Origin of the sequence: Streptomyces sp. SLBN-8D4, assembly GCF_049739545.1 — a bacterium.
Classification (GTDB): Bacteria; Actinomycetota; Actinomycetes; order Streptomycetales; family Streptomycetaceae; genus Streptomyces; species Streptomyces canus_C.
The window spans coordinates 755926-776268 of record NZ_JBMGQC010000001.1; the positions used below are offsets into that span (position 1 = coordinate 755926).

Genomic DNA, 20343 nt, shown 5'->3' on the forward strand with positions numbered 1-20343 from the left:
GGGGTGCGGGTTCTTGAGCGGCTTCTTATGCGGCTTCTTATCGGCCCGTGTCCGGGCCGATGAAGGACTGGATGGGCGGTGGCGGCGGCTCCGCGAGCCCACTCGTCGAAGGGCAGCGGATGGGTGCGGACGTCGCACTGGGCGGCGGAGCCGAAGGCGGCCGCGACGAAGGCGTCACGGATCTGCTCGGCGAACAGGTCGTAGGCGGCGAGTCCCTCGCCGGAGATGATCACGCGTTCGGGTCCGAGGAGGTTGGCGACGGTGGCGATGCCCCGGCCGATCGCCTCGCCGGCGCGCGCGTACACGTCCCGGGCCGCGGCGACGCCTTCGCGGGCCAGGGCCAGGGCCGCCTCGGCGTCGGGGAGTTCGGCGCCGGTGGCCTCGCGGATCTGCCGGAGGATCGCGGCCTCCCCCGCGATCGCCTCGACACAGCCGCGGTTGCCGCAGTGGCAGGGCGGGCCGGCCGGATCGACGGTCACATGGCCGATCTCCCCGGCCACGCCGTGCGCCCCGGCGACCACCCGGCCGTGCACCACCAGGCCGCAGCCGATGCCCGCGCCCACGGTGACCACGGCGAAGTCGGACAGGCCCACCCCGGCGCCGAACCACTGCTCGGCGACCGTCAGGGCGCGGACGTCGTTGTCGACGGTGACCGGCAACCCCGTGGTCATGGCGGCGAGTTCGGCGAGCGGGACGTCGCGCCACTCCAGGAACGGCGAGTAGCGGACGGTTCCCTCGGCCCGGTCCACATCGCCGGAGACGGCGATGCCCAGGCCCAGAACGGGGGCTGTGGAGCCGTCCGTCTCGGCCAGGAGCTTCTGGGTGAGCTCCGCGATGCTCTCCAGCACCGTCCTGGGGTCGCGGCCAGGAAGTGGCAGGCGCCGGACTACGCGGATACGGCAGCACAGGTCGGCGAGGACCCCGATGATCTCGTCGCCGGTGACCTTGACGCCGATGAAGAGGGCGCGTCCTCCGTCGACCCGTACGAGGTTCGCGGGGCGGCCGAGGGCCGGGCGGGCCTCCTCGTCCACGCCCTCCACCAGGTATCCGGCCTCGATGAGCGGGCGGACCGCCTTGGTGACGGCGGCCGGGGACAGGCCCACGCGCCGGGCCACCTCCAGGCGGGGCAGGGGGCCCTGGGACAGCACGGTGGTGAACACCTGTGAGGCGGCGGGTGTGTTGGCGGGAAACGTCTCGGCGCGAGGGGTGGGGCGCATGGCCGGGAACTTAGAGGGATTCTTTTCCTTCGTCAATAAAAGAAGCAGGATCGGCTGTGCGTTCCCGAAGAGACTCCTGTGCCGACCGGATGACCAATCATCACTTTTCGCACTTTTCACAGCCATACTCTCCGCATCCGTACCGGAACTGACGAAGCGACAGGAGATCAGTCGGATGGCATCAGTACGAGTGGTGGTCGGGGCGGTGGCCGGAGCGGTTCTGCTGCCCCTTCTCGCGGTCCCCGCCCACGCCGATTCACCCACCGCGCCCGCGGTGGATCTCGCAGGTCTGCGCGGCGTGTTGCGTTCCGCGCTGGCCCAGGGCGCGCCGGGTTCCATGGCCCGGATCGACGACGGAGGCACGGTGTACCAGGCCGCGGCCGGTGTCGCGGACCGCGGGAGCGGGCGGGCGATGGGCGACGCCGACCGGTTCCGCATCGGCAGCGTCACGAAGACCTTCACCGCCGTCGTGCTGCTCCAACTGGTCGACGAGAAGAAGCTGAGTCTCGACGCGCCGGTCAACCGGTATCTGCCCGGGCTGCTGCCGGACGACCGGATCACGGTGCGGCACGTCCTGGGCCACCGCAGCGGTCTGTACGACTACACGAACGACATGTTCGCCCACACGGTCCCCGGGTTCGAGGCGGTCCGCAAGAAGGTCTTCACACCTCTGGACCTGGTGAAGCTCTCGCTCGGCCGAGCGCGCACGAACGCGCCGGGCGCGGTGTACTCGTACTCCAACACCAACTTCGTCGTCGCCGGGATGCTCATCGAGAAGCTGACCGGGAACCCGGTGCGGACCGAGTACGAGAACCGGATCATCGCGCCGCTGAAGCTGAGCGACACGTTCTACGTGCACCCCGGCATGAAGATCCCCGGCCGTCACGCCCGCGGCTATCTCACCCCGGACCAGGCGGGCGCCCCGCTCGTCGACGCGACCGAACAGACCGTGTCGTGGGCGCAGAGCGCGGGCGGGCTCATCTCCAGCACCCGGGACCTGAACACCTTTCTGTCCGCCCTGCTCGGCGGCCGGCTCACCTCGGCCGCACAACTGGCGCAGATGGAGCGGTGGATGCCGGCGTCGGGCAGCGGTCAGGCGTACGGGCTCGGGCTGCGCCGCCGCGATCTGTCGTGCGGGGTCTCGGTGTACGGCCACACCGGTGCCGTACAGGGGTTCTACACGTACGCGTTCGCCTCGAAGGACGGCAAGCGTTCTCTGGCCGCGGTCGCCAACACGTCCAACAACGGCACGGTCCTCAACACGATGCTGCGCACCCTGGACTCCGCGTTCTGCGGCAAGACGGTCAAGGCCGTCAAGCCTCCGCACGGCAAGACGCCGGTGGAGCGGCACGAGGACGTGGCGCCGGCGCTCACGGTGGACTGAGCGCGGGCCGGGAACCCCCGTGCCCCGATGTCCGTTCTCCCGGCGGACGACGACATCAGGGCGGCACGATGAGCGAGTTGGTTCCCGGGGGCAATCTGCCCCTCCCCGAAGGGGCCGTCACCGTGCGGGTGCCCGGCCCCTTCGACCTTGCCGCCCTCGTCACGGACGAGGGCGGCAAGGTGCGGGGCGACGCGGATTTCGTGTTCTACAACCAGCCCTCCGCACCCGGCGCCCGGCTCTCCGGCGACACACTGACCGTCGAACCCCGCCGGTTGCGCGCGGGTGCCGACAGGATCACGGTGGTCGTCAGCCCGGCCGACCCCGGCACTCCCCTGGGCCGGCTCCCCGCGCCGGTCCTCCAGGTCACGGGCCCGGGCGGTCGCCCGCTCGCCCGGTTCGCGCCCTCGCGGCCACGCCAGGAGACCGTGCTGCTGCTCGCGGAGATCTACCGGCGGGGCGACGGCTGGAAGCTGCGGGCGCTCGGGCAGGGCTACGCGGACGGACTGGCGGGGCTGGCACGGGACTTCGGGGTGGACGTCGTGGACGACACTCCGGCGGCCCCGGTGCCCTCCGCATCACCGGTGGCGTCGCGGACCCGCCCCGCCCCCGCTCCCGCGTTCCGGACCGCACCGGCCTCCTCCACGCCACGCCCGGCACCGGCGCTCCCTGCGCCCGCTCCCTCCCCCGACGCGGCCACCTTCCTCACCCTCGTCAACTCCGCCCGCTCCACGGCCGGTTCATCCCCCGTCACCCTCGATCCCCGGCTGACCGAAGCCGCCCGCGCCCACGCCTCGGCCATGGCCTCCGCGGGCCGGCTCGGTGTCGAGGGCGCGGACGGGGTTTCCGTCTTCCAGCGGCTCACCGCCACCGGCTACGCGTACCTCACCGTCGGAGAGCACCTCGTCTCCGGCCCCCGCAACCCCTCCGAGCTCGTCGAGTACTGTCTGCGCACCGAGCAGCCCCGGCGGACCCTGCACGACCCGGCCTTCAGCCATGTCGGTCTGGCGCACGCCGACGGCCGCTCCGGCGACACGTACTGGACAGCGCTGTGGGCCAGGCCGCTCACGCCAGACGCCCTCACGCGGACCGCGGACGAGGTCGTCGGCCTCACCAACCGCGAGCGTGCCCGGGCCGGGCTCCCGCCGCTCGCCGTCGATCCCCTGCTGGCCCGTGCCGCGCAGGCGTACAGCAACGACATGGCGGTGCGCGCCTTCTACTCCCACACCTCGCCCGAGGGCACCCAGCCCTGGGACCGGGCGGCCGCCGCGGGCTCCGCACGGCGCTCGATCGGGGAGAACATAGCGTGCGGCCAGCGCTCCGCCGCCGAGGTCGTCGAGGGCTGGATGAACAGTCCCGGTCACCGCGCCAACATCCTGAAGCCCGACTTCACCCACATCGGGATCGGCTTCGCGGGCGGCGGCCCGGCGGGCACGTACTGGACCCAGCTGTTCGGCGCCTGATTCCCGTACCTGAGGGGATCTTGGCGGAGGGGATCCCTCCGGGCCAGGATGCACCCATGAAGGGTGACCTGTTTTCCAGTGAGCACATGGTGCAGCCGGCCACGGCGCCGGGCATGACGGTCGAGAACGCCAAGTGCATCAGGTACGCGGTGCACGGCGAGATGCTCGCCCGCCAGGGGGCGATGGTCGCCTACCGCGGCAATCTCCAGTTCGAGCGCAAGGGCCAGGGCGTGGGCGGCATGCTCAAGCGGGCCGTCACCGGCGAGGGGCTGCCGCTGATGGCGGTGCGCGGACAGGGCGAGGCCTGGTTCGCGCACGAGGCCCAGAACTGCTTCATCGTCGACGTGGAGCCCGGAGACGAGTTCACGGTCAACGGCCGCAACGTCCTGTGTTTCGACGCCTCGTTGGCGTACCGGATATCGACCGTGAAGGGCGCCGGCATCGCCGGTGGCGGTCTGTTCAACAGTGTCTTCACCGGCCACGGCAGGCTCGGACTGGTCTGTGAGGGCAACCCCCTGGTGATCCCGGTCTCGGCGGACTTCCCGGTGTACGTCGACACGGACGCGGTCGTCGGCTGGACCGCGGGTCTGGGCACCTCGCTGCACCGCTCGCAGTCCATCGGGTCGATGCTGCGCGGCGGCTCCGGGGAGGCGGTGCAACTGATGCTCCAGGGCTCGGGATATGTCGTCGTACGGCCGAGCGAGGCGACCCCGCAGAAGGCACAGCAGCACTGAGGTCCCAGGCAGTGATCTGCGCCTCACAGGCAACCCGTCCGGCTCCGTCCTCGTCTTGACCGGCAACGGATGACGCCCCGACCTCAGGGTCGGGGCTCATTTTCAAGGCACTATGCACACCATGTATACACAGCATGTATAGATGAGGTGTATACGGACGGAAAGGCATACATGTACGGCAAGGCATTCGCCCCGGAGTACCAGGGCGCGCTCACCGCTCTCTCCGTGAACTCCTCGCTGGACGACGTCCTGGCCGCCGGCACCGAGCAGTTGAGAGCGGCCGAGCGGGCCGGACGGCACGGGGAGGCCGCGCGCTCCGGACTCGCGGTCGCCGAGGCGCAGCGCAGGCTCGGTCAGGTCGCCGACGCCGACCGGGCCTGGAAGGCGAGTTACCGGGCCGCCCGCCGGGCCGGGGACACCGCGGCCATGGCCTGGGCACTGTGGAGCGGTGGCACACTGGCCCGGCAGCGTGGCCAGTTCTCCCTGGCCCGGCGGCTGTTGGGACTCGCGGCCGAGCTCGGTGAGCGGGGCGGGGACGTCGTCGTGCGCGGTTACTCGCTGGCGGGTCTCGCCGAGACCGGCCGCATCCAGGGCGACTACGAGGCCGTCGGCCGGCTGCACGAGCAGTTGCTGGCCGAGGCCCGGCGGCGCGGCGAGGCACGGCACACGGTGTGGGCGCTGTCCGGCATCGCACAGATGCACCGCAACACCGGGTCCTACGACACCGCGTTCGCCATGTTCGAGGAGGCGGCCCAGATCGCCGCCGGCGCCGACGACCGGCGCGGTCACGCCTGGGCGCTGCGCGGGCTCGCCGACCTCGCCTCCGTCCGCGACGGCGACACCGAACGGGCCCTCGCCCTGCTGTCCGAGGCGGAGACGACATGCCGGGAGATGAACCTGTCCAGCGCGCTGGCCTACAACCACAAGATGCGCGGCAACGTCCTCTACCGGGCTGGGCGTTACTCCGAGGCCCGCGACCTGTACGAGCAGGCGCTCGCCGAGTTCCGCGCCATGAGCGAACCGCGCGGGGAGGCCCTGGCCCGGCTCGGGCTCGCCAAGGCACTGGCCCGCCTGGGCCGCGACCGTGCCGAGACCGCGGCCGAACTGGACGATCTGGCCCGCATGCTGGAGCGCACCGGGCTGCGGCACGCTCGCGAGATGGTGACCCGCGCCCAGGAGGAGTTCGGCGTGCGGACTGAGGCGGTACGGTGACGACGCTCGCCCCTCCCGAAGTCCTCACCCGCTGCCGCGCGTTGGTGCGACCGGCACTCCAGGAGGCGGTCGGCCGGCTGCACCCCTGGGTGGGCGAGATGGCCGCCTACTCCTTCGGCTGGTGCGAGGTCGGCGGCGCCCCGGCCGAGGCGTCCGGCGGCAAGGGCGTGCGGCAGGCGCTCGCCGTGCTGGGTGCCGAGGCGGCCGGCGCGCCCGCACGGGCCGGGGTGCCCGCGGCGGTCGCGGTGGAGCTGGTGCACGTCTTCTCGCTGCTCCACGACGACATCATGGACGGTGACCCGGCCCGGCGCGGCCGCCCCACGGTGTGGAAGGCGTACGGCACCGGACCCGCCGTCCTCGCGGGCGACGCCCTGTTCGCTCTCGCCGTCGAGACCCTGGCCGACGCCGGCTCCGACGCCCTGCGTCGGCTGTCCGCGGCCCTGTCCGACCTGGTGCGGGGGCAGGCGGACGACCTCCTGTTCGCCACCCGCCCCTGGACCGGCCCTGAGCGGGTGCGGCCGGACGAGTACCGGGCCATGGCCGAGCACAAGACCGGGGCGCTGCTGGGCTGCGCGGCGGCGCTGGGCGCCCTGCTCGGCGGGGCGCCCCCGGCCACGGTGGCCGCGCTGGACCGGGCCGGACGGCATCTGGGGGTCGCCTTCCAGATCGTCGACGACGTCCTGGGCATCTGGGGCGATCCCCTGACCACGGGCAAGCCGGTGCACGGCGATCTGCGGGAGCGGAAGAAGACGTTCCCGGTGCTCACCGCGCTCGACTCACCGACTCCCGCCGCGGCACGCCTGGCGCGGCTCCTGGAGTCGGACGGAGCCCCTCAGGAGATCGCCGCCCTGGTCGAGGAGTGCGGCGGCAGAACGGCCGCCCTCGCCGAAGCCCGCCTTCGCATGGCCCGCGCGGAGACGGCGTACGAGCTGCGGCCCCTGCTGGACTATCTCCTGCGGCGGGATCTCTGATACCGAGTTGACCTGGGCCGTCCCTGGGGACAGGGTTCGAATGGAGCTCTCCCCAGCCGGAAGGAACCGTCTTGATCGGGATCACGGACATCGAGCAGCAGGCCGGACTGATCGCGGAGCATGTCGTCCGCACCCCGACCCTGCCCAGCCCCGGTCTGTCCGCGCTGCTCGGTGCTCCCGTCACCGTCAAGCTCGAACTGCTCCAGCGCACCGGCTCGTTCAAGGCGCGCGGGGCGACGGCCAAGCTGCTGTCGCTGAGCGAGGCGGAGCGGGCGGCCGGGGGCGTGGCGGTCAGCGGCGGCAACCACGGGATCGCCCTCGCCCACATGGCGGCGGCCCTCGACGTCAAGGCGACTGTGGTCATGCCGCGTTCGGCGCCCGCCCGGTCCGTGGAGATCGTCGAGGCGGCCGGAGCCTCGCTGCGGCTGACGGACGACATGGACGGCGCCTTCTCCCTCGTGCAGCGCCTGCGGGACGAAGGGCTGACGCTGGTCCACCCCTTCGACGACCCCCTGGTGATCGCGGGGCAGGGGACCGTCGGACTGGAGTTCGCCGACGACGCGGACGACCTCACCGACGTCCTCGTCAGCGTCGGGGGCGGCGGCCTGATCGCGGGCGTCGCGGCGGCCCTGCGGGCGCGGCGTCCGGGTGTCAGGGTCTGGGGGGTGGAGACCGAGGGCGCCGAGGCCATGACCCGGGCGCTCGCCGCGGGCGGGCCGGTGCCGGTCGCACTGTCCTCCGTCGTGTCCACACTGAGCGCCCCCTCCGTCTCACATCTGACCTACGACCATGCGGCGGCCCTGGTCACCGAGGTCCTCGTGGTGTCGGACCGGGAGGCCGTCCAGGGCTGTCTCGATCTCGCCGACCACGCCAAGGTGTGGGGCGAACCGGCGGCCGGATGTCTTCTGCCCGCCGCCCGGAGGGTGCTGGAGCGGGTCGGCGACGACTGCCGGCTGGGTCTCGTCGTGTGCGGCGGCAACGCAACCACCGGCGACGTCATGACCTGGGCGGGGCGGTTCGGGCTGCGGTGACAGAAGTGCTCGACTGCGGTCGCCCTACTGACTTTTGAGTCACAAACCGAGCAACCAGAAAGCGGATTCCATCGGTTGCCGATTTGATTGAACGCACCCCGCAGCACCCCCCGTACCTCTGTGAAAGGTGAGAGCCAGGGGTTCAGCGAGGGATGACCATGGTCAAGGCGCACGTCTCCACACACGAGTTGGTCGCCGGACGGTACCGGCCCCTGGACGTACTGCACCGCGAGACCAACCGGACCTGCTGGTACGGCGAGGACGTCGCGGCCGAACGCCCCTGCCTGCTCACCGAGATCGGACTGCCGGCCGGCATCGACGAGGAGACCTCGCTGCGCACCGCCGCGGGAGTCGTGCGGATGTCCAAGACCATGCGGGTGCTCTCCCCCGGCCGGATCGCCGCGGTCGTGGACGCCGTGGCGCAGGAGGGTGTCCTGTGGACCGTCACCGAGCCGGTCGACGGCATCCCGTTGGGCGAACTCCTGGACCGGCAGGGGACGTTCGACCACGTGCGGGCGGCCCGCATCGGCCTGGAGCTGCTGGAGGTGCTGGAGGCGGCGCACGCCGAGGGCATCACCCACGGTGAACTCAGCCCCGGCCAGGTGTTCGTGCACCACCAGGGTCCCGTGGTCGTCACCGGCTTCGGCCTGGCCGGCGCGACCCTCGCCCCGAGGCTGTCGGCACCGTCGTACGCCTCCCCCGAACAGGCCCGCGACGAGCGCATCGGGCCGGCGGCCGACCTGTGGGCGCTCGGCGCGATCCTCTACACGCTGGTCGAGGGGCGTCCGCCGTTCCGTGACCGCGACCGTCCGGCGGCCACCCTGAAGGGGGTCGACCGGCTGCCGCTGCGGGCCCCGGTGCGGGCCGGGTCGCTCGCCCCGGTCGTGCAGGGGCTGCTGCGCAAGAGCTCCCACGAACGGCTGAGCCGCGCGGCCGTGCGCAGCGCGCTCCTCCGGGTCCTCGACGAGGACCCCGAGACGGCCCTGCCGGAGGAGGAGCCCAGGGCCCGGCGGCGCGTCCTGCACGGTGTGGCCCCCGGCCGCGGCAGCCGGCTCCTCGTCGCGGGGACCGCCCTGGCCGTCGTCACGGTGGCCGCCGCGGTCCTGACGGTCACCAAGGCGCTGCCCGGCAGCAACAGTTCGACGACCGGTGAGGCGCCCGCCCCCTCCGCGTCGGCCTCCGCGCCCGCCCCGGCACCCCCGGCTCCCTCCCCGTCGGTCACCGCACCGGGAAACCGCACCGACGAGACCTCCCGCCCGCCCAAGTCGCCTTCGCCCGCCCCGACCCCGAGCAGGACGGCCGCTCCCACCGCGGGCACGGGGCTGCCGAGCGGATACCGCGAGTACCGCTCCCCCGAGGGCTTCTCCCTCGCCCTGCCCAAGGGCTGGAAACCGCTGGAGACCCAGCGCCAGGAAGACCTGGCGTACCGCGTCACCTTCGGCGCCTCCGGCGACCCGCGCACGCTCGCCGTCACCTACAGCAAGGCCGTCGGCACGGACGCCGTGGCCGTGTGGCGCGACGACGTGGAGCCGGGGCTGCGGGACAACCCCGGCTACGAGCGCCTCGGTGACATCCGCGCGACGACCTACCAGGGCCGCGCGGCCGCCGACATGCAGTGGGTCGAGGACGTCGACGGCACCCGGGTGCGCACCTTCGGCCGCGGCTTCCTCATCGGCGGAGGCCGCGGCTACTCGCTGCGCTGGACGACCCCGGCGGCCGACTGGAACGACGACGCGAACCAGGAAGCGCTGGACACCTTCCTGAGCACCTTCCGGGTGCCCTCGGCCTGAGCGTTGTCCTCAGTCCGAGCGCGGCGCCCGCATCCGCCGCAGCGGACCGCCGTGCAGGGGCTGGGTACGCCAGCGCGCGGTGAACGTCCGGTCCGTGAGCGAGCACGTCACCAGCAGGTGGTGCGGGGTCTCCAGGAACGCCAGGTCGACCACGAGGGTCTCCGCGTCGCTCCAGCCACCGCTCACCGCGACCGGCACGGGCTCGTCGACGACCGTCCAGCCGCTCTCCCCGGCTCCGGGCCCCAGTTCCAGCCGGTCGCCGTCGTCCACGACGATCACCCGGCCGCCCGGGTCCACCTCGATCGCGGTCAGGGTCGGCTGGGCGGCGCACGTGCCGCCGTGGGGCGTGAAGGCGGTGTTCCAGTCCTGGGACCGGTCGGCGGGCGCGGGCTTGCCCTCGGCGGTCGGCAGGGCGAGCCGTGTCAGCCGGGCGCCCAGGGCCGCGTCCGCCGCCTCACCGCCGGGCAGCGGGCCGGGGCCGAAGGCGGGGAGCAGATGCTCCCAGACCAGGTCCAGGACCCTCTGCATGTCCACGGTCTCCGAGGTGATCGCGAGGACCGCGTCCTGCTCGGGCAGCACCACGCAGAACTGCCCGTACGCCCCGTCCCCGCGGTAGCCGTGCCGGGCCATCCAGAACTGGAAGCCGTAGCCCTGCTGCCAGTCCGACCAGCCGTCCACCATCGGTGTCTCGTGCGCGATCTGCACCCGTGTCGCCTCGGCCACCCACGACTCGGGCAGCAGCCGCTCGCCCTCCCACACCCCGCCCGCCAGATACAGCTGGCCGAGCCGGGCGACGGCGTCGGTCGTGGCGTGCAGCCCGCTGAAGCCGAGCTCGCGGCCCCTGCGGTCGGCGATCCAGGCCACCTCGCCGATACCGAGCGGCTCGAACAGCCGGGGCCGCAGGTACTCGCTGAGCTTCTGGCCCGTGACCCGCTGGACGATCGCGGCGAGGGTGTAGGTGGCGGGCTGGTTGTAGGCGAAGACGGTGCCCGGGTCCCGGTCCGGCGGGACCAGCAGGAAGCCCCGGACGAGCTCGTCGCGGTCCAGAGCGCGCGCCCGGTCCAGCGTCTCCTCCACGTGACCGCTGGCCATCGACGCCACATGCCGCACCAGCATCGCGCGGCTGCGCGGGTCGGTGACCTCCGCCTCGAACTCCGGGAAGTACGAGATCACCGGGTCGTCCAGCCGGATCAGCCCCTCGGCGACGGCGAACCCGGCGGCCGTGGCCGTGAAGCTCTTGCTGAGCGAGTAGAGGAGGTGGGGCCGGTCCGGGGCGTACGGCGCCCACCAGCCCGAGGCCACGACCTGGCCGTGGCGCAGCAGCATCAGACTGTGCGGTTCGAGGTGCGGTTCGGCTTCGAGGGCGTCGAGGAAGGCCTGTATGCCGGCCGCTTCGACGCCCTGGGCGGCGGGGGTGCTCGTGGGCAGGGAACTCATGAACGCATCCTCCCCCGTGCACCGGCCTTGATCGAGAGGGACTCGGAAGCCCGTTTTCCCCTCCGGTCACCGGGGACTCGGATCCCATGGTGCAAATCGGATACACGATGATGACCGAGCAGGCAGGCCCCCGTGAGCTGGTGGGACATGTGGTGCGGGCCGAGGAGGTGGGCTACGACTTCTCCGTGACCTCGGACCACTACTTCCCGTGGCTGCGGTCGCAGGGACACTCGCCGTACGCGTGGAGCGTGCTCGGCGCGGCCGCCCAGGCGACCTCGCGCATTCCGCTGATGACGTATGTGACCTGTCCCTCCTTCCGGTACCACCCGGCGGTGGTGGCGCAGAAGGCGGCGACCATGCAGCTGCTCTCCGAGGGCCGGTTCCGGCTGGGAATGGGCTCGGGCGAGAACCTCAACGAGCATGTGGTGGGTGGCGGCTGGCCGTCGGCCGACGTACGGCACGAGATGCTGGAAGAGGCGGTGGAGATCATCCGCGCGCTGTTCCAGGGCGGCCATGTGAACCACCGCGGCAACCACTTCGACGTCGAGTCGGCCCGGCTGTGGGACCTGCCCGACGAGCCGCCGCAGATCGGTCTCGCCGTCTCCGGGGAGCAGTCGTGCGCCCTGGCCGGACGCCTGGCCGACCTCGTCATCGCCACCGAGCCCAAGGCGGACCTGCTCGACGCGTTCGACCGCAACGGCGGCGAGGGCAAGCCGCGGGTGGGACAGCTGCCCGTCTGCTACGACCCCGACCGGGACACCGCGATCAAGCGGGCGCACTCCCAGTTCCGCTGGTTCGGCAACGGCTGGAAGGTGAACTCGGAGCTGCCGCACCCGGATTCCTTCGAGTCGGCCACCCAGTTCGTCACCCCCGACGACGTGGCGGCGTCGATCCCGTGCGGCGACGACCCCGACGCCTTCGTCGAGGCCGTACGTCCGTACGCGGAAGCCGGCTTCACCGAGGTCGCGCTGGTGCAGATCGGCGGCGAGTCCCAGCCCGGGTTCCTGGACTGGTCGGAGAAGACGCTGCTGCCCGCGCTGCGCGACGCGTTCGCCTGAGCGGGCCGGGCTGCCGGGGCGGTACCCCGCGGGTGCAATAGGCTTCCGACCCGCACATCGTGCGGTCCGAACGAGCCTGACCAGGAGAAACACCCGTGACCCTAGCGATCGACCCGTCCGACACGTCCTCCGGGGCCTCGGTCGAGACGTCCGGCGCACCCCTGTCCGACCTCGTCGCGCGGGACGCCCGCGAGTTCGGGGTGTACGCGCGGACCGGCGGATGGGCCTTCGGCCTGATGGTGGCGCGCAGCGTGCGGCCCGGCGGCCAGGGCGCCGACGAGACGCCGAAGGTGTCCGCGAAGGAGTTCGCCGAGCTCGCCGGCTGCTCGCCGGAGCGCGTCATGCGCTACTACAAGGCCTGGGACCGGGCCGCCGACGACGGCATGGTCCCGCACTTCGAGGCGCTGGCTCCGGGCCAGGAGGTGGAACTTCCGGACTCGGACGTGTGGCTGACCTACTACTCCTCCCGCAGCAGCGCCGCGTCCGACCGCGGCACCGCCATCGCGGAGGCCGCCGAGGCCGAGGGCATCCGCCCGACCAAGGCCCTGGAGGTCGCCGAGAACCCGACCGCGCTGCGCGCCGCGATCCTCGCCGACCCCTCCACCGCCCGGGCCGCGCGCAGCGCGCTGCTCGACCGGATCAAGGAGGACCCGGAGCTGCAGGCGTCCCTGGCCCGGGACGTGGTGCGCACGGACGATCTGAAGAAGGCCGTGGCCACCGAGAGCAGGGCGGCCGACCGGATCGGGTACGTCCGCCAGATCGCCGAGTCCGGGCAGGTCAAGACCCCGGCCGGGCTGACCGTCGACGCGCCGGTCGACCTGCGCCAGGAGGCCGAGCGGCACCTGTCCCTCCTGGAGGAACTGGAGGAGAACGAGGACACCGGCGAGTGGGCCGCCGAGGCGTTCGACACCATGAAGTCCCTCGTGGCCGAGGCGGTGGAGGCCGATCCCGAACTCCGGGTCCAGGAGCGGCGGACGAAGTTCTACAACAGCCTCCAGCGGGCCACCAAGGTGTTCGAGGAGCTGACCTTCGACGACGCCCAGGACTTCTACGAGGACGACATGGTCCAGCAACTGGAGGAACTCCAGCAGGCCATCGCCTCGTGCATCACGGCTTTGCGCACCGCGAAGGGGAATCACCCGGACAGCTGAGCATCTTGGCCGTGGGAGGGGTACTAGAGGGCTCTACGTCGTTCTCCCCGGAGGCCCCCAGGTGAACTCCTTCGTCCACAGGACCGCCCACAAGACCCTCGTCGTGCAACTGCAGGCGGGCGGCACGGGCCGGTGCCCCGTGCTCGCCCACCTGGGGTACGACGCGACGGACCCGTTCGCCGTCACCGCGGTGTTCAGCCATGACGGCCGGGTGCTGGCGCGGTGGCGGCTGGACCGGGAGATGCTCGCCGAGGGCCTGCGCGGCCCGGTCGGGGTCGGGGACGTGCGCTTCAGCCCCGCCTCGACGGGTGTCTGGGAGGAACTGCGCATGGAGTTCTTCGGCGACGCCCGCTCCGACGGGGGCCGCCAGCACGCCGTGGTCTTCGCGTGGGCCCCGGCGCTGGCGTCCTTCCTGCGCGAGACCCGCGAGATCGTGCCGCCGGGGCGGGAAGAGGTCAGAGTGGACGACTTCCTGGCCTCGGTCATCGCCGGCGGCTGAGACGGGTGCAGGAGCGCACGCGGCTTGAGTAGCCGTACTCATGCCATGGCCGTCGCCCTGCCCCGAGGATGAGGGCTCCTACGACAAGGAGTGCCTCGTGACCGCTGTGCGACGGCGCCTGCCCGTCCTGCTCGCCTGTGCCGTGGTCGCCGCGCTGGCCCTGTCCGCCTGGAGCCCGCGCGACCGCACCACCTGGTTCCTGGAGACCGTATGGGTCCTGGTCGGGCTGCCGCTGATCGTGCTGGCATGGCGCCGCTTCCCGCTGACCGACCTGCTGTGCTGTCTGCTGGCGGTCCACGCGCTCGTGCTGATCGTGGGCGGTCACTACACCTACGCGCAGGTTCCGCTCGGCGACTGGGTGCGCGACACGTTCGGCCTCGACCGCAATCCGTACGACCGTTTCGGCCACCTCATGCAGGGGTTCGTGCCGGCGGTCCTGGTCCGGGAGTTGCTCAGCCGTACCTCGCCGCTGCGGGGCAGCCGCTGGCTGGCCCCGCTGACGGTGTGCGCGTGTCTGGCCTTCAGTGCCGTCTTCGAGATGCTGGAGTGGGCGGCCGCGGTGATCGGCGGTCAGGCGGCGGACGCCTTCCTGGCCACGCAGGGCGATGTGTGGGACACCCAGTGGGACATGTTCTGCGCGCTGATCGGTGCCACGGTCTCGGTGCTGGTGCTGTCCCGCCCGCACGACCGGCAACTGGACCGGCCGGCCCTCACCGCGTCGTATGGCGCAGGCGCGTCCATATCGGCACTCCGAACCAGCACACCAGGTACCAGGCGACGACTCCGGTGACGAGCCAGGGCACCCAGTCGTCGTGGGTCGCCACGCGCAGGATCAGCAGCAGGGCCGCCGTCATCGTCGTCAGCAGGAGGACCAGCCCGACGAAGGTCAGCCGGGAGGCGATCCGCACGGCCTGGGGTTTGATGCGCCGGCCCGAGACGAGCCGGTGCAGGGAGACCGGTCCTATGAGGGCTCCGGTGGCGCAGGATCCGAGGACGACGGTCACGATGTAGATGACCTGGTCGGTGTGGGCCAGGTGGGCGTACTTCGGGGTGAACACCACGGTGAGCAGGAAGCCGAACAGGATCTGCACGCCTGTCTGCGCGACGCGGATCTCCTGGATGAGTTCGCCCCACATGCGGTCCGCGCGCTCTTCCTCGGTCTCGTCGCGGCCCGTCCGTCTCACCGTCTCCACCATGCGCTACGGGTATCCGGTGACTGATCGTTCAAACAGCGCGGCCCCGGGAGCGGCGAGGGGCCGCGTCCCGGGGCCGGGTGGCTTCACCAGCGGTTCTCGACCTGGTCCTTGATCCGGCGGTCGTAGAGGTCGCGGATCGCTGCGAGGGTCTGCTCGGACAGCGGCGGCAGCTTGGCGGCGGCCGCGTTGGCGCGGGCCTGCTCGGGGTTGCGGGCGCCGGGGATGACGGTGGTGACGCCGGGCTGCTCGATGATCCAGCGCAGGGCGAGCTGGGCCGGGGTGTATCCCTCGGGCGCGAGGGCGGAGAACTCGGCGGCGGCCTCGACACCGGTCGTGTAGTCCACGCCGGAGAAGGTCTCCCCGACGTCGAAGGCCTCGCCGTGCCGGTTGTAGGCGCGGTGGTCGTTCTCCGGGAAGACGGTGTCCCGGGTGTACTTGCCGGACAGCAGACCGGAGGCCAGCGGGACCCGGGCGATGATGCCCACGCCCGCCTCCTGTGCGGCGGGCAGCACCTCGCGCAGCGGCTTCATGCGGAAGGCGTTGAGGATGATCTGCACGCTCGCCACACCGGGCCGGGCGATCGCGGTCAGCGCCTCCTCGCAGGTCTCCACGCTCACGCCGTAGTGGGCGATGCGCTCCTCCTCGACCAGGGTGTCGAGGGCGTCGAACACCTCGTCGGTGGAGTAGACGGGCGTCGGCGGGCAGTGCAGCTGGACCAGGTCGATGCGGTCGACGCCGAGGTTGCGGCGGGAACGGTCGTTCCAGGCGCGGAAGTTGTCGAGGACGTAGTTCTCGGGGATCTGGTCGACGCGACGGCCCATCTTCGTCGCGACCAGCACATGCAGGTCGGGCCTGCCGCTCAGGAACGTGGCGATGGTCTGCTCGCTGCGTCCGTCGCCGTACACGTCCGCCGTGTCGAAGAAGGTGACCCCCGACTCTGCGGCCGCCTCCAGCACCGAGAGGGCTTCCTTGTCGTCCACGTCTCCCCAGTCGGCCCCCAGTTGCCAGGTGCCGAGTCCGACGACGGATGCGTGCTGCTGCGACCTGCCGAATGTGCGCTCGTCCATGCCGTCAGTCTGTCATCTGTCGCCGACCTGCGCGGAACGGGTCGCCCCGGGGCAGGACCTGTGGATTGTTCACTCGCACGGGTGACACGCTTCGGCGTAAGGCATGCACGTGTCAACATCCGCCTAGCGTGACCCCGTGACTGATCGTTCCGTGAGCAACCACCCGCAGGACAGCACGTCCTGGACCCGTCGCGGCTTCCTCATGAGCGCCGCCGCGCTCGCCGCCGTACCGATTCTGCTGCCGGCCGATCCGGCGGCCGCGGCCGAGGAGCTGCCCGATTTCCCGGCGGGCGTGGCCCTGCACCGCTCGGCGTACCGGAACTGGGTCGGCGAGATCACCGCCGACGGGCTGTGGGCCTGTGCGCCCACCGGCCCGGAGCAGGTGGTCGACGTCGTCAACTGGGCCTGGCGGCACGGCTGGCGGGTCCGCGCCCGAGGCTCCTCGCACGGCTGGTCGCCCCTCACCGTCACCGAGGGCACGGCGTCGGACGCGCCCGTCCTCCTCGTCGACACCGCCTCCCACCTCACCGGCCTGTCCCTGGACTCCGCCTCCGCCGTGCGGGCCGGCACCGGCGTCACGCTGGAGGCGCTGCTCACCTATCTGGAGGGGCAAGGACTCGGGGTCACCGCCGCGCCCGCGCCCGGTGACCTCACCCTGGGCGGCGCGCTGGCGATCGACGCGCACGGCACCGCCGTTCCGGCCGACGGGGAGCAGCGGCTCCCGGGACAGACGTACGGCTCGCTGAGCAATCGCATCCTGTCGCTGACGGCGGTGGTGTGGGACGAGGCCGGCGGGGCGTACGCGCTGCGCACCTTCAGCCGCGCCGAGGCCGACAGCGCCGCCCTGCTCACCCACCTCGGGCGGACCTTCGTCACCGAGGTCGTCCTGCGGGTGGGCGCCAACAGCAATCTGCGCTGTGTGAGCCGGGTCGACATCCCGGCGGCGGAGCTCTTCGCGGCACCCGGCGGTGACGGGCGGACCTTCGCGAGCTTCCTGGAGCAGGCCGGGCGGGTCGAGGCGATCTGGTTCGCCTACACGGAGTTCCCGTGGCTGAAGGTGTGGAGCGTGGCGCCGGCCAGGCCGCTGACCTCGCGGCGCGTGACCTCGCCGTACAACTATCCCTTCTCCGACAACGTCCCGACGGTGGTGGCGGATCTGGCCGGGCGGATGGTGTCGGACGCGGCCTGGTATCTGGCACCGGTGCTCGGGAACGCGCAGCTCGACGTGGCGACGGTGGGGCTCACGGCGACGCTGTCGGCGGACATCTGGGGGCCGTCCAAGAACACGCTGCTGTACATCAGGCCGACCACACTGCGGGTGACCGCGAACGGGTACGCCGTCCTGACCGGCCGGGACCAGGTGCAGCGGGTGGTCTCCGAGTTCACGGACTTCTACCGGGAGCGGCTGGCCGCGTACACCGCTCAGGGGAAGTTCCCGGTCAACGGGACGGTGGAGATCAGGGTGACCGGGCTCGACGATCCGGCCGAGGCCGAGGTGGCCGGGGCGCGGGCCCCGCTGCTGTCGGCGCTGCGGGCGGACGGGGCGCGTCCCGAGTGGGACACGGCCGTGTGGCTGGACATCCTGACGCTGCCGGGGACGCCGTACGCCGAGGCCTTCCTGCGGGAGATCGAGCAGTTCCTGTTCGACGGGTACGAGGGGACGCGCGTCGAGTGGTCCAAGGGCTGGGCCTACACGGACGACGCCGTGTGGGCGGACGAGGAGGTGCTGGGCACGACGATTCCCGGGTCGTTCGGTGAGGCGGTGTGGGGGCAGGCGGCGGGCGTGCTGGACCGGCTCGACCCGCACGGGGTGTTCGGCAACGCCTTCCTGGACCGGCTGTTCCGCTAGGGCGTCAGGTGGGCCTGCACCGTGGGGGCGTAACGGTCCACGAGGTCCTCCACGGGGGTCGCCCTCAGCTCGGTGCCCCGGGCGATGCCGTACATCACGCCCAGGCCGAGGAGGGTGCCCACCGCGAGCTCGGCGCGCAGGCCGGCGTCGGGCCCGCGCAGGCGCTCGGTGAGGCGATCGACCACCTGGGCACGGAAGTTGACGCGCAGGATGTCGCCGTGTTCGCCCTGGACGGGGGCGAAGGCGATCCGCAGCAGGGGGTCGGCACCGCGTTCGAGCTGACCGGTGAGGACGTGGCGGACCATGTGGCGGCCCAGGTCGTCCAGGGGGGCGTCGAGCAGGGCCGTCGCGTCGGACTCGAAGGACATGACGCGGGCGAGGAGGGCGTCCTTGTTGCCGAAGTACTTCACGATCAACGGCGGGCTGACGCCCGCTCGTTCGGCGACCGCCTTGAGGGTGATGTCGGCGTGCGGGGTGCGGGCCAGGAGGTAGCGGGCCGCCCTGAGGATGGCGGCCTTGGTCGCCTCGGCGTCCCTGCGGACGGGGGCGGCGGTGGGGGGCGAGGGGGTCGAAGGCGTGGGGGTCACAGCACTCATGCTCCCTCCATCGCCCCGTCCCGCGCGCCCCGGGTGCGGCCCTTGGCCCGGCGCGGCGCCTCGGAGGCGAAGTCGCCCGGGACAGCCGGCGCCGCACGCCGAGACAGGCAGACCCGACCACCCCGGCCACCCGACAGCGGGCGCACTGCACTCATGCTCCCTCCATCGCCCCGTCCCGCGCGCCCCGGGTGCGGCCCCTGGCCCGGCGGGTGCCTTCGGGCGTGGCGTCGCCGGGGATGGTCAGGGCCGCCGCGCAGGCGGCGAGGGCGATCGCTCCGGCCATGGCGAAGGCCAGCAGGTAGCCGTGCAGGGTGGGCACGGGCGCGCCGCCGACCAGGCTGGTGTGGTGGACCAGGACCGCCGCGACCGCCGCGCTGGAGGTGGCCTGGCCGATGGTGCGCATCAGGACGTTGACGCCGTTGGCGGAGGCCGTCTGCTCGGCCGGAACGGCACGCAGGATCAGCGTGGGCAGGGCCGAGTAGGCGAGGGTGGTGCCGGTGGACACCACGGTCGCGCCCACGATGATCATCCACAGGTCGCGGCTGTCCGCGATGCGTACCGCGTAGCCGCACGCGATGACCGCGGCGCCCAGGGCGAGCGTGACGCGCGGGCCGCGGGACGTGGAGATCCGGGCCGAGAGCGGTGAGAACAGCAGCATGGTGACACCGCCCGGCAGCAGGCACAGGCCGGTGGCCACGATCGACAGGCCGAGTCCGTAGCCGCTGGCCTTCGGTGCCTGGACCAGCTGGGCCGTCACCAGGGAGTTGGCGTAGAACGCGAAACCGGTGAGCAGGGCGGCCACGTGGGACAGGCCCACCCGCGGGCGGGTGACGAGCCGCAGGTCGACCAGGGGCTGCTCGGTGCGCAGTTGGCGCCACCACCACAGGGCCAGGACGGCGACGGACACCAGGAACAGGCCGAGGACGCGGGGGCTGCCCCAGCCCCACTGGCCGCCCTGGGACACCCCGAGCAGCAGACTGACCAGTCCCACGGCCAGTCCCAGGGCGCCCGCCACGTCGAAGCGGCCCGGCTGTCGTACCGGCGACTCGGGGACCGCCCACGACACGGCCGCGACCCCGAGGGCGCCGAGGGCGCCGGTCATCCAGAACATGGTGTGCCAGTCGGCGTACTGGACGACCATCGCGGCCAGCGGCAGCCCGAGCGCGGCGCCGATGCCCACCGTGGAACTCATCATCGCGACCGCTGAACCCCGGCGCTCGGGCGGCAGTTCGTCGCGCAGGATGCTGATCGACAGCGGCACCACGGAGGCGGCGGCACCCTGGAGGGCGCGGGCCGCGATGAGCACGGTGATGTCGGACGACAGGGCGCACATCACCGAGCCGGCCGTCATCAGGACCAGGGACGCCGTCAGCACCTTGCGCTTGCCGTACATGTCACCGGCGCGGCCGAGCACCGGGGTGAGGACCGCTCCGGCCAGCAGGGTCGCCGTGACCATCCAGGAGACGGCGCCGGGCGAGGAGTGCGTGAGCCGGGGCAGGTCCGGCAGCAGGGGGACGACCACGGTCTGCATGACGGCCATGAGCACGCCGCACATGGCCAGCACCGGGACGGTGAGCCGGGCCCGCAGACCGGCTCCGCGGGGCGGGGATATCGGGCCCTGCTGGTCCATCGGTGCTCCGCATTCGACAAGGAAAGCAGCGGGTGAATGACAATTCACTCTATCGGTGAAT

18 protein-coding genes and 1 pseudogene are annotated in these 20343 nt (G+C 72.2%); 12 read left to right on the plus strand and 7 right to left on the minus strand.

Annotated elements, in window-relative coordinates:
- Window positions 1-37 precede the first annotated feature (37 nt).
- Window positions 38-1217 (minus strand): annotated as a pseudogene (locus tag RKD20_RS03400) (ROK family protein).
- A gap of 175 nt (window positions 1218-1392) precedes the next feature.
- Here RKD20_RS03400 and RKD20_RS03405 point away from each other — a divergent pair.
- From RKD20_RS03405 to RKD20_RS03435, 7 genes are all read left to right on the plus strand, one after another.
- Window positions 1393-2601, plus strand: coding sequence for a serine hydrolase domain-containing protein (locus tag RKD20_RS03405; RefSeq protein ID WP_424876318.1), 1209 nt, complete (start codon window positions 1393-1395; stop codon window positions 2599-2601).
- 68 nt (window positions 2602-2669) lie between these two features.
- Window positions 2670-4061 carry a CAP domain-containing protein gene (locus RKD20_RS03410; protein WP_424876319.1) on the plus strand — a complete coding sequence of 464 codons (1392 nt, stop codon included), beginning with the start codon at window positions 2670-2672 and terminating at the stop codon, window positions 4059-4061.
- 56 nt (window positions 4062-4117) lie between these two features.
- Window positions 4118-4795 (plus strand): AIM24 family protein, encoded by a 678-nt coding sequence (locus RKD20_RS03415; protein ID WP_424876320.1) that lies wholly within the window; start codon window positions 4118-4120, stop codon window positions 4793-4795.
- Window positions 4796-4966: 171 nt separating this feature from the next.
- On the plus strand, window positions 4967-6007 hold the full coding sequence (locus RKD20_RS03420) for a tetratricopeptide repeat protein (RefSeq protein ID WP_424876321.1): 1041 nt from the start codon (window positions 4967-4969) through the stop codon (window positions 6005-6007).
- Window positions 6004-6978 carry a polyprenyl synthetase family protein gene (locus RKD20_RS03425; RefSeq protein WP_424876322.1) on the plus strand — a complete coding sequence of 325 codons (975 nt, stop codon included), beginning with the start codon at window positions 6004-6006 and terminating at the stop codon, window positions 6976-6978. Before RKD20_RS03420 ends, RKD20_RS03425 begins: the two co-directional genes overlap by 4 nt.
- A gap of 71 nt (window positions 6979-7049) precedes the next feature.
- The gene (locus RKD20_RS03430; RefSeq protein ID WP_424876323.1) at window positions 7050-8009 is read left to right on the plus strand and encodes a threonine/serine dehydratase; all 960 of its coding nucleotides are present in this window, start codon (window positions 7050-7052) and stop codon (window positions 8007-8009) included.
- Window positions 8010-8161: 152 nt separating this feature from the next.
- Window positions 8162-9799 (plus strand): serine/threonine protein kinase, encoded by a 1638-nt coding sequence (locus RKD20_RS03435; protein WP_424876324.1) that lies wholly within the window; start codon window positions 8162-8164, stop codon window positions 9797-9799.
- Between the two features lie 9 nt (window positions 9800-9808).
- Here RKD20_RS03435 and RKD20_RS03440 read toward each other — a convergent pair whose 3' ends face one another.
- Window positions 9809-11236, minus strand: a complete 1428-nt coding sequence (locus tag RKD20_RS03440) for a serine hydrolase domain-containing protein (RefSeq protein ID WP_424876325.1) — start codon at window positions 11234-11236, stop codon at window positions 9809-9811.
- An 86-nt stretch (window positions 11237-11322) separates the two neighbouring features.
- Here RKD20_RS03440 and RKD20_RS03445 point away from each other — a divergent pair, with 86 nt between their 5' ends.
- The 4 genes from RKD20_RS03445 to RKD20_RS03460 all read left to right on the plus strand — a co-directional run bounded on the left by RKD20_RS03445 (window position 11323) and on the right by RKD20_RS03460 (window position 14734).
- Window positions 11323-12294, plus strand: a complete 972-nt coding sequence (locus RKD20_RS03445; RefSeq protein WP_424876326.1) for an LLM class F420-dependent oxidoreductase — start codon at window positions 11323-11325, stop codon at window positions 12292-12294.
- Between the two features lie 95 nt (window positions 12295-12389).
- Window positions 12390-13445: a hypothetical protein gene (locus tag RKD20_RS03450; RefSeq protein WP_424876327.1), complete on the plus strand. Its 1056-nt coding sequence runs from the start codon at window positions 12390-12392 to the stop codon at window positions 13443-13445.
- A gap of 61 nt (window positions 13446-13506) precedes the next feature.
- The gene (locus RKD20_RS03455; RefSeq protein ID WP_424876328.1) at window positions 13507-13944 is read left to right on the plus strand and encodes an SsgA family sporulation/cell division regulator; all 438 of its coding nucleotides are present in this window, start codon (window positions 13507-13509) and stop codon (window positions 13942-13944) included.
- A gap of 97 nt (window positions 13945-14041) precedes the next feature.
- A complete protein-coding gene (locus tag RKD20_RS03460) occupies window positions 14042-14734 on the plus strand; it encodes a DUF2238 domain-containing protein (protein WP_424876329.1) in 693 nt (230 codons plus the stop codon).
- Here the strand turns inward: RKD20_RS03460 and RKD20_RS03465 are convergent.
- Window positions 14655-15140 (minus strand): DUF6328 family protein, encoded by a 486-nt coding sequence (locus tag RKD20_RS03465; protein ID WP_424876330.1) that lies wholly within the window; start codon window positions 15138-15140, stop codon window positions 14655-14657. The genes RKD20_RS03460 and RKD20_RS03465 overlap by 80 nt on opposite strands.
- Window positions 15141-15223: 83 nt before the next feature.
- Window positions 15224-16207 (minus strand): aldo/keto reductase, encoded by a 984-nt coding sequence (locus RKD20_RS03470; RefSeq protein ID WP_424876331.1) that lies wholly within the window; start codon window positions 16205-16207, stop codon window positions 15224-15226.
- A gap of 202 nt (window positions 16208-16409) precedes the next feature.
- Here RKD20_RS03470 and RKD20_RS03475 point away from each other — a divergent pair, with 202 nt between their 5' ends.
- Complete coding sequence (locus RKD20_RS03475) at window positions 16410-18056, plus strand: cholesterol oxidase substrate-binding domain-containing protein (protein ID WP_424883134.1); 1647 nt, start codon at window positions 16410-16412, stop codon at window positions 18054-18056.
- Here the strand turns inward: RKD20_RS03475 and RKD20_RS03480 are convergent.
- The 3 genes from RKD20_RS03480 to RKD20_RS03490 are packed head-to-tail and all read right to left on the minus strand — an operon-like array spanning window position 18053 to window position 20282.
- Window positions 18053-18652, minus strand: coding sequence for a TetR family transcriptional regulator (locus RKD20_RS03480; protein WP_424876332.1), 600 nt, complete (start codon window positions 18650-18652; stop codon window positions 18053-18055). The two genes, RKD20_RS03475 and RKD20_RS03480, sit on opposite strands and share 4 nt — an antisense overlap.
- The gene (locus RKD20_RS03485) at window positions 18649-18807 is read right to left on the minus strand and encodes a hypothetical protein (RefSeq protein ID WP_424876333.1); all 159 of its coding nucleotides are present in this window, start codon (window positions 18805-18807) and stop codon (window positions 18649-18651) included. The genes RKD20_RS03480 and RKD20_RS03485 overlap by 4 nt, the downstream gene beginning before the upstream one ends.
- Window positions 18804-20282: an MFS transporter gene (locus RKD20_RS03490; RefSeq protein ID WP_424876334.1), complete on the minus strand. Its 1479-nt coding sequence runs from the start codon at window positions 20280-20282 to the stop codon at window positions 18804-18806. Before RKD20_RS03490 ends, RKD20_RS03485 begins: the two co-directional genes overlap by 4 nt.
- Window positions 20283-20343 lie beyond the last annotated feature (61 nt).

Coding starts and splice junctions, on each gene's coding strand:
- RKD20_RS03475 (WP_424883134.1), top strand. CDS start 16,410: ATGAGCGCCGCCGCGCTCGCCGCCGTACCGATTCTGCTGCCGGCCGAT.
- RKD20_RS03440 (WP_424876325.1), bottom strand. CDS start 11,236: ATGAGTTCCCTGCCCACGAGCACCCCCGCCGCCCAGGGCGTCGAAGCG.
- RKD20_RS03435 (WP_424876324.1), top strand. CDS start 8,162: ATGACCATGGTCAAGGCGCACGTCTCCACACACGAGTTGGTCGCCGGA.
- RKD20_RS03420 (WP_424876321.1), top strand. CDS start 4,967: ATGTACGGCAAGGCATTCGCCCCGGAGTACCAGGGCGCGCTCACCGCT.
- RKD20_RS03415 (WP_424876320.1), top strand. CDS start 4,118: ATGAAGGGTGACCTGTTTTCCAGTGAGCACATGGTGCAGCCGGCCACG.
- RKD20_RS03490 (WP_424876334.1), bottom strand. CDS start 20,282: ATGGACCAGCAGGGCCCGATATCCCCGCCCCGCGGAGCCGGTCTGCGG.
- RKD20_RS03445 (WP_424876326.1), top strand. CDS start 11,323: ATGGTGCAAATCGGATACACGATGATGACCGAGCAGGCAGGCCCCCGT.
- RKD20_RS03465 (WP_424876330.1), bottom strand. CDS start 15,140: ATGGTGGAGACGGTGAGACGGACGGGCCGCGACGAGACCGAGGAAGAG.
- RKD20_RS03470 (WP_424876331.1), bottom strand. CDS start 16,207: ATGGACGAGCGCACATTCGGCAGGTCGCAGCAGCACGCATCCGTCGTC.
- RKD20_RS03405 (WP_424876318.1), top strand. CDS start 1,393: ATGGCATCAGTACGAGTGGTGGTCGGGGCGGTGGCCGGAGCGGTTCTG.
- RKD20_RS03485 (WP_424876333.1), bottom strand. CDS start 18,807: ATGAGTGCAGTGCGCCCGCTGTCGGGTGGCCGGGGTGGTCGGGTCTGC.
- RKD20_RS03410 (WP_424876319.1), top strand. CDS start 2,670: ATGAGCGAGTTGGTTCCCGGGGGCAATCTGCCCCTCCCCGAAGGGGCC.
- RKD20_RS03480 (WP_424876332.1), bottom strand. CDS start 18,652: ATGAGTGCTGTGACCCCCACGCCTTCGACCCCCTCGCCCCCCACCGCC.